At 32.6% G+C, this 7562-nt stretch carries 8 protein-coding genes; 6 read left to right on the top strand and 2 right to left on the bottom strand.

Annotated features, from left to right (window positions below):
• Positions 1 to 149: 149 nt before the first annotated feature.
• From AC1DND_RS22080 to AC1DND_RS22070, 3 genes are all read left to right on the top strand, one after another.
• Positions 150 to 1316, top strand: coding sequence for a glycosyltransferase (locus AC1DND_RS22080; protein ID WP_477584764.1), 1167 nt, complete (start codon positions 150 to 152; stop codon positions 1314 to 1316).
• Positions 1317 to 1510: 194 nt separating this feature from the next.
• A complete protein-coding gene (locus AC1DND_RS22075) occupies positions 1511 to 2335 on the top strand; it encodes a glycosyltransferase family 2 protein (protein WP_477584763.1) in 825 nt (274 codons plus the stop codon).
• A 1-nt stretch (position 2336) separates the two neighbouring features.
• The gene (locus AC1DND_RS22070; RefSeq protein ID WP_477584762.1) at positions 2337 to 3143 is read left to right on the top strand and encodes a DUF5672 family protein; all 807 of its coding nucleotides are present in this window, start codon (positions 2337 to 2339) and stop codon (positions 3141 to 3143) included.
• Here the strand turns inward: AC1DND_RS22070 and AC1DND_RS22065 are convergent.
• Entirely contained in the window at positions 3140 to 3802 is a 663-nt protein-coding gene (locus tag AC1DND_RS22065; RefSeq protein WP_477584761.1) for a glycosyltransferase, read from the bottom strand. The genes AC1DND_RS22070 and AC1DND_RS22065 overlap by 4 nt on opposite strands.
• 77 nt (positions 3803 to 3879) lie before the next feature.
• Here AC1DND_RS22065 and AC1DND_RS22060 point away from each other — a divergent pair, with 77 nt between their 5' ends.
• Genes AC1DND_RS22060 through AC1DND_RS22050 form a run of 3 tightly spaced genes read left to right on the top strand, consistent with a single transcriptional unit; the run spans position 3880 to position 6712 of the window.
• Positions 3880 to 4785, top strand: coding sequence for a glycosyl transferase family 90 (locus tag AC1DND_RS22060; RefSeq protein ID WP_477584760.1), 906 nt, complete (start codon positions 3880 to 3882; stop codon positions 4783 to 4785).
• 6 nt (positions 4786 to 4791) lie between these two features.
• Positions 4792 to 5910, top strand: coding sequence for a UDP-galactopyranose mutase (glf, locus tag AC1DND_RS22055; protein ID WP_477584759.1), 1119 nt, complete (start codon positions 4792 to 4794; stop codon positions 5908 to 5910).
• Positions 5903 to 6712 (top strand): DUF4422 domain-containing protein, encoded by an 810-nt coding sequence (locus tag AC1DND_RS22050; protein ID WP_477584758.1) that lies wholly within the window; start codon positions 5903 to 5905, stop codon positions 6710 to 6712. Before glf ends, AC1DND_RS22050 begins: the two co-directional genes overlap by 8 nt.
• Here AC1DND_RS22050 and AC1DND_RS22045 read toward each other — a convergent pair.
• The coding region (locus AC1DND_RS22045) for a hypothetical protein (RefSeq protein ID WP_477584757.1) at positions 6713 to 7562 on the bottom strand (850 nt) is incomplete at its 5' end.

Raw genomic sequence — 7562 nt, 5'->3', positions numbered from 1 at the left:
CCGTTTAAGTACAATACAACATGCCAATAAAATTGTGGTGATAGATAAAGGCAGCGTAGTAGAAACCGGAAGCCACAATGAGTTAATGAACAAAAATGGTTTATATAGGCGCTTAATCGACATGCAGGCCTTTAACGACTAACATTTAGATGAAGAAAGTACTATTTTTTATGCCTGATAATCCGCTAAAAAAAATTGCGGGCAACAGAACCAGGGTTTTAAGCATGTTAAGCTATTTTAAATCAAGGAATTTTGAAATTGATTTTGTAAGCGAGTATTTCACCGGAAAATGGAACGAGGCAGATATTAAAGCATTTGAGCAAGCAGGCTTAGCCAGTAATACTTATGTAATTAAAAAAAAACCATCTAAAAAGAACATACTCTATTACCTGCTTTTTTATAAACTGCCTAATTTCTTCTATCAGAATAAGGCTTGGTTCTTTCCGCTTCAATTCCCTGAATTGGTGACCTTAAGGTTTAAGAGGGCTTTCAAAAAAATTCTAAAAAACAACGATTACGATTACATCTTTATCAATTATGCCAGTTGGGCTACATTGGTAGAGGGTAACCACTTTACAAAAAAATCAATAAAAGTAATTGATACACACGACTTTATAACCGCTCAACTTCAAAAAAAAGTTAATATTGGTCAGGCTTTTAAAGAAGAAATCAGGAGAATTTCTTTATTTGATATCGCTTTAACCATTTCTGTTGAAGAGCAGTATATTTTTAGTCAATTCTGCAAAAACAAGGTGGTGTTAGCTCCAATGATGCTTGATAAACCACAAAATCTTCATGCTAGTAATGAAAAGTCGTTTGATCTGATATATATAGCTAGCAATAATATACATAATCAAAAAGCTGCCAAGTGGTTTTTTAAGGATGTGTATCCGTTATTACCAACCAGCGTGCAGATATGCGTCATTGGACAGATAAATGAGCATCTTTCAATAAAGGCACCGAATATTGTTTCCGTAAACTTTGCCGAAGATTTATCAATCTATTACCAAAATGCTAAAGTAGCACTGTGCCCTATGCTTACGGGCACTGGAACCAAGATAAAAGTAGTAGAAGCGCTATCTTATGGTCTACCAATCGTTTGTAATACCCGTGGGATCGATGGACTGATCAACAAGACCGACAATGGCTGTTTGGTTAGTGATGATCCCGTTGAATTCGGAAATAACATCATGAAACTATTAACAGACGAATCGGAATATAAAAAACAGGCAGAAAATGCCTTTGCTGCTTTTAGCATTAATTATGAAAAAGAACGTTGTTACAAAAATCTTGATGCTGTTTTCGAAATAGTTTAATCACTCAAAATAAATTGAGGGCATTTAATAACCTTTTTGTTGTAAGGAAGTGTAATGGAAAGGCTGTTTTTTCAAGATAATTTAATTGAGATATGAACTAAAGTATACCTAGATAGCGTGTATTAGCCAAAATTATTTTAATAAAATGAAGTCATTAATAGTGGATAAAAGTACATTTTTTCAAAATTTTTATTATGAGTAAAAAATTATCAATTATAACTATCAATTACAACAATAAGGCGGGGTTACAAACAACAATTCAAAGCGTGGTAAGCCAAACTTGGCAAGATTTTGAATTTATTGTTATTGATGGAAATAGTTTGGATGGAAGTAAAGATGTCCTTAATACATATTCTTCATTTTTTAGCTATTATGTATCTGAACCTGATAGTGGCATATATAATGCAATGAATAAGGGCATTAAGATTGCAACAGGTGATTATCTAATGTTTTTAAATAGTGGAGATTCTTTAATTGACAATACCATTTTAGAGAAATTGAATGCTGAATTAAATGGTCAATACGATATTTACTATGGAGATATCCTACACATTGATGGAATAAAAAAAGAGATTCGCACTTTTCCTGAAAAGTTAAATTTCGCTTTTTTTTATGAACAAAACATCTCTCATCAAGCAAGTTTTATTAAGGCGAAGCTGTTTAAGGATATTTTTCTATATAATGAAAATCTCAAAATTGTAGCTGATTGGGAATTCTTCACTTATGCAATTTGTAAACGCGAGGCTTCATATAAACACTTAGATTGTGTAATTGTAACTTATGATGGAACTGGAATATCCGCAAATTCAAAGAATCATCCAGAAATCGATAAAGAAAGAGATACTTCTTTGAATAGATATTTCCCTGAATTTGTTAAGGACTATGAATATTTGAAAGAGATAAAGTTTAAAAAGGCAGAACAATTTATGCATATAAAAAAGTATCCGATAGCCTATAAAATTTTGAAAGGCTTTATGAATATTATACTTTTATTTTTGCCAAAATTTAATAGAAACTAAAATGAATAGTTCTTGCGTAATTGTAATACCAATTTATAAGTCCGAACTTTCAATTTATGAAAAGATAGCTTTGACCCAATGTGGAAAGTTATTGTCTGATTATGATATTGTAATACTCAAACCAGATGGTTTAGACATATCGAATATGCAGATAGGATTCTCTTATAGTGAGGTGTCTTTCCCAAGTTTTTATTTTAAAAGCGTGTTTAGTTACAACGATTTAATGCTTTCGGAACTCTTTTATGAGAAATTCTTGAATTATAACTACCTACTCCTCTATCAATTGGATGCTTTCGTATTTAAAAATGAATTAAAATATTGGTGCAGCTTAGGTTATGATTATATAGGTGCTCCATGGTTGAGAGAAAAAGAATTCCCAACCTTATTTAAAAAGACCAAAGAGAAGCTAAGATCCTACCTGCACAGAAGATATAATTTACTTGATAAACAAGGTCGGCCTGACATAGAGCGACAATTATACAACCATGTCGGCAATGGAGGCTTTTCATTGAGAAAAGTTAAATCTTTTTATAATATCTGTATTCAAGAAAAAGAACTCGTAGAAAATTACGTTGGCCGGAACAGCAGCGATTATCATGAAGACATGTTTTGGACCATAGAAGTGAATCGAAAGAAGAAGAGAATAAAGATCCCTACTTACAAAGTGGCATTGAACTTTTCCATTGAAACAGCTCCACAAAGGGCAATGACTTTAATTAAAGGAAACATGCCTTTTGGTTGCCATGCATGGGATAAAAACATCCGTTTTTGGAAACCTTACTTTAAAGAAGCAGGTTATCAGATTTAACTGCGCCAAATTTCTTTATTTAGCATTAAAAATAGACTAAAGTTGTTTTTGCTTAGTTTACTTCGCCAAAATATTTTAAATATTTCTATCTTTTTATACCCAGATATTTTCATCTGCTTTAGAAAGAATTTGAATGCATGTTTTTCAGCAAAGAAACTTTCTTTTTTTGATAACCCTTCTACATCTATCGGTAAATCAGCGGCCCATTTTTCATGTAATTTTAATGTTTCCTCTATCCAGGTTTTACAATAATTTCCTTCTGAGAAATGTTCTAATAATACTTCAAAAGTTACAACGGCACGATGTGTTTTATGTACTTGAAGTGAAAAATCCAGATCATAACAATGAAACTTCTTAAATGTTTCCTCATCAAAATTATTGGCTTCAACTATTTCTTTTTTGGTACAGAACCAAACGCCGTCTACAACAACTACGCTTGAATACTTTTCATTTTTTACGTTTTGAGAAATGTGTTTTGTTTTCTCTTCACTAAATTTATAGCGTTGAAGGATATTCACATAATTGATTTTTTTTTCACCGGCGCTACAAAACCATCCAGACGGAACTTTTTCATGTTCTGCTCCTATGGTTGCGGCAATGTTCTCCTTAACATCAGAAAGCTGATCTTTATTTACGGAGGCTATAATTATTGATATCATCTCCTTCAAAAATAAAATAAAAAACAATACCTATTGTAGAAAATCAGATACCTTTGCATCCAAATTTATAATTCGGCATGGGTTTAACATCATTTCTTTATAAGAAGATCAATAAAATAAGTGTTACCCATAAGTTTCTAGAAAAAAAATACAGAAACTTATGGCCGCATGTAGAGCTCATAAAAAAGAACGGTTTTACGGCAGTTAACCTAATAGGCAAGAGTCAGACCAGGGGACAGGCTACGGCAAAGATCTTGATCGACTGCCTTAAAGAACTGGTTACGGACAAGGACCTGCACTTTAAATTTTTCATCAATGATAAACCTGCCGGTGGTTATGAAGATGATTCCTTTTATTATTGCATAGACGACGATCAAAAGCAGGATTTTCTGATCCCTGATTTTGCCTTTGAAAGCTGGAAAGAAGCAGGGATCAACAGTTTTTCGGATACAGTAGCCGAAATTGAGACCAAAGGAAAAGAAACCTGGGGCGACTCACGCGTATTTTGGGCCGGAAATGTCAAAACGAATATAATCAGAGAGAAACTGATAGAAATCGGAAATCAGGCCCCAGAGATTTTTGACTTTTACAATACCTATGTGGATGATTATTTTATCCATAAAAAGGATGTTCCATATTTTACCCTGCCCCAACATACCCGGTACAAATATTTAATCGACGTGGAAGGCAATAGCTATTCTGCCCGCTTAAAATTTCTTTTTTACAGTCAGAGGGTTGTATTTTTACAGGAAAGAAAGTGGAAAGAATACTTCCATTACGATTTAAGGCCTTACGAGCACTATATCCCTGTAAAAAACGACATGAGCGATCTGGTAAGCCAATACCACCGGATCGAGAAAGATCCCATGCTTTACAAACAGATTACGGAGAACGCATTAAAATTTGCCCATGAGAAGCTCACCTACCAGTGTGCCGTTGATAAGATGAGGTCTACTATCGAAAACAGAATCAATAAGCCATAATAATAAATGAAAAGTGAAGAAAAATATGATTATTTAGTTGTTGGCTCCGGCCTCTTTGGCGCTACCTTTGCTCATGAAATGACTAAWGCTGGAAAAAGCTGTTTAGTAATCGATAAAAGAGATCATTCTGGGGGAAATATTCATTGTAAAAAAATCGAAGACATAAATGTTCACTGGTATGGCGCTCACATTTTTCATACTAATGATAAATTTTTGTGGGATTATGTGAATCAATTTGCTGAATTTAATCGATATACAAATTCACCTGTTGCAAATTATAAGGGAGAATTATATAACCTTCCTTTTAATATGAACACATTTTATAAGCTTTGGGGCACAAAAACACCAATCGAGGCTAAAGCTGAAATTGCAAGACAAATAGCACATTTAGCTATAACTGAGCCTAAAAATTTAGAAGAGCAGGCGCAAATGTTGGTTGGCACTGATATATACGAGAAACTAATTAAACAATATACAGAAAAACAATGGGGGAAAAAGGCAATTGAACTTCCTGCATTTATTATAAAGAGATTACCTGTTCGATTTACCTATGACAATAATTATTTCAATGATAAATATCAAGGAATACCAATTGGAGGATATAATAAAATAATCAATGGCTTGTTAGCCAATTGCACCGTAAAATTGAATACAGATTTTTTTGACGACAAAAATTATTGGAAAAGTATAGCTAATAATATTGTTTTTACGGGTAAGATCGACGCATACTTCGATTATGAATATGGTGAATTAGAATACCGGAGCTTGAGATACGAGATGGAAATTCATGACATGGAAAACTATCAAGGAAATGCTGTAATGAATTTTACAGATGCAGATACACCTTATACGAGGGTTTATGAGCATAAACATTTTGAATTTGGTACGCAACCTAAAACGGTAATTACAAGAGAATACCCGTTAAAGGACAATAAAGATGCTGAACCATATTATCCTGTTAATGACGAAAGGAATATGGCTATGTTAAAAAGGTACCAATTGTTAGCTGAAAAGGAACCTGGTGTAATTTTTGGAGGTAGATTAGCTGAATATAGATATTATGACATGCATCAGGTGATTGCATCTGCTCTAGCAAAATCAAAAAAAGAATTAAGAAGTGAATAAAGACTTAACAATTTACTCTGTTTATCATAAAGAATTTGCTGTTCCTCATTGCGATTACATCCAGCCTATTCAAGTTGGAAAAACTTTTTCTAAACTAGAATTAGGCTTTATATCTGATGATGTAGGCGAAAATATAGCTGTTAAGAACAAAACATTTAGTGAACTAACGGCATTATTTTGGATTTGGAAAAACATAGAAAAAGTTGATTCGGAATTTATAGGCTTATGTCATTATCGACGATATTTCACATTGCCCGAAGTACGAGTTAAGAAGAAGTTATTCAACACAAAAATCATTGTTGATCCTCGAGATGTTTATTATGCTCCTTTTAGCGAAGAGGCTTTAAAAATAACAAGCAATGAGAGTTTAAAAGATGCACTGTTTAATCAACTTCATTCTGGAAAAGTAGTTGTGCCTACTGCAGCTCACTTAGCGTTTGAATTATCTGGAGAGGCATCAATAAAGATGCATTATATCTTTTATCACATAAGGGAAGATTGGTATTTGATGAAAGATGCGGTTGTAAAACTTTATCCAGATATGGAAAAGGCATTCGATGAATTCTTCGACACAGAAAAAAAAATGCATTGCTATAACATGTTTATAGCCAGGAAAGAGGTTCTAATTGATTATTGTAATTGGTTGTTTCCAATACTATTTGAGTTAGAGAAAACGGTAAAATTAAGTGAATATGAATACCAAAGACGAATTTTTGGTTTCTTTTCTGAAAGATTATTTAACCTTTATCTTTTTTATAACAATCTCCAAAAGGCTGAATTTCCAGTTGTATTTTTCTCTTAACTAACCTCCAACAGTCCATTTAATTTTGGTTTTAAGCAGCAATCTTGTAATTCCAAAAGCAATCGTATAAACGATCAAAAATCTGAATATCGAGTACAAGATGTTTTGTTCTACAGAAAAGTAATTGAAATTCCACTTATCCCATTTGAAGATCTCTGGAAGTAATATAATAATTAAAATTTGATGGATAAGGTAAATTCCAAATGTAGATTGTCTAGGCTTTAATATATTATCGATAAATTTTATTCCGCCCATTTTTAAAAGTAAAGTAAACATGGTTAATGAATAAAAAATATTGGTAACCCTAAGGGTATTGTACTCATCTTTAGAACCATGATGATTTAAGTACATTACCTCTAAACATGCCAATGCAAAAAAAACAATATTAACCAAAATAATATAAGACCATTTTAACTGCTTTACATAAGCCATTACTTTGTCGAAATAGCGATTTAGATAAACACCAAGCCATAAATAAAATACAAATCCAAACAGGGCAGCTGAATGATGAGTCACAAACCACTCATGATATAAATTAAAGCTATATAGAAGCGATGTAATTGCCCAAATTAACCCAAACCAAAGCTTATATAGATATCTTTTAAAAATAAGTAGGATGCTTATACAAATTAAGAAATTGAGTATGAACCAAAAACTGCTTTCAAACAAGATATACCTAAATTCTTCGGCAAAATAACCAATAGGATTTCCGTTGAATATAGAGTCACCAGATTTAATGTTTAATACTATTTTATGGATTAGATTAAGGATAACTAATACGATAATCCAGAATAGCCATGGTTTGATAGTATTTTTAAATCTCCGAGATAAATATTGCCCTGGCGTATAC

It is taken from the genome of Pedobacter sp. 01N416 (assembly GCF_056399685.1).
The sequence above is the reverse complement of the archived record's forward strand: the minus strand, read 5'-3'. Positions and strand labels throughout refer to the sequence as shown.

Bases quoted from the DNA above. Each gene is read 5' to 3' on its own strand.
- AC1DND_RS22080 (WP_477584764.1), top strand. From the start codon at position 150: ATGAAGAAAGTACTATTTTTTATGCCTGATAATCCGCTAAAAAAAATT.
- AC1DND_RS22075 (WP_477584763.1), top strand. From the start codon at position 1,511: ATGAGTAAAAAATTATCAATTATAACTATCAATTACAACAATAAGGCG.
- AC1DND_RS22070 (WP_477584762.1), top strand. From the start codon at position 2,337: ATGAATAGTTCTTGCGTAATTGTAATACCAATTTATAAGTCCGAACTT.
- AC1DND_RS22065 (WP_477584761.1), bottom strand. From the start codon at position 3,802: ATGATATCAATAATTATAGCCTCCGTAAATAAAGATCAGCTTTCTGAT.
- AC1DND_RS22060 (WP_477584760.1), top strand. From the start codon at position 3,880: ATGGGTTTAACATCATTTCTTTATAAGAAGATCAATAAAATAAGTGTT.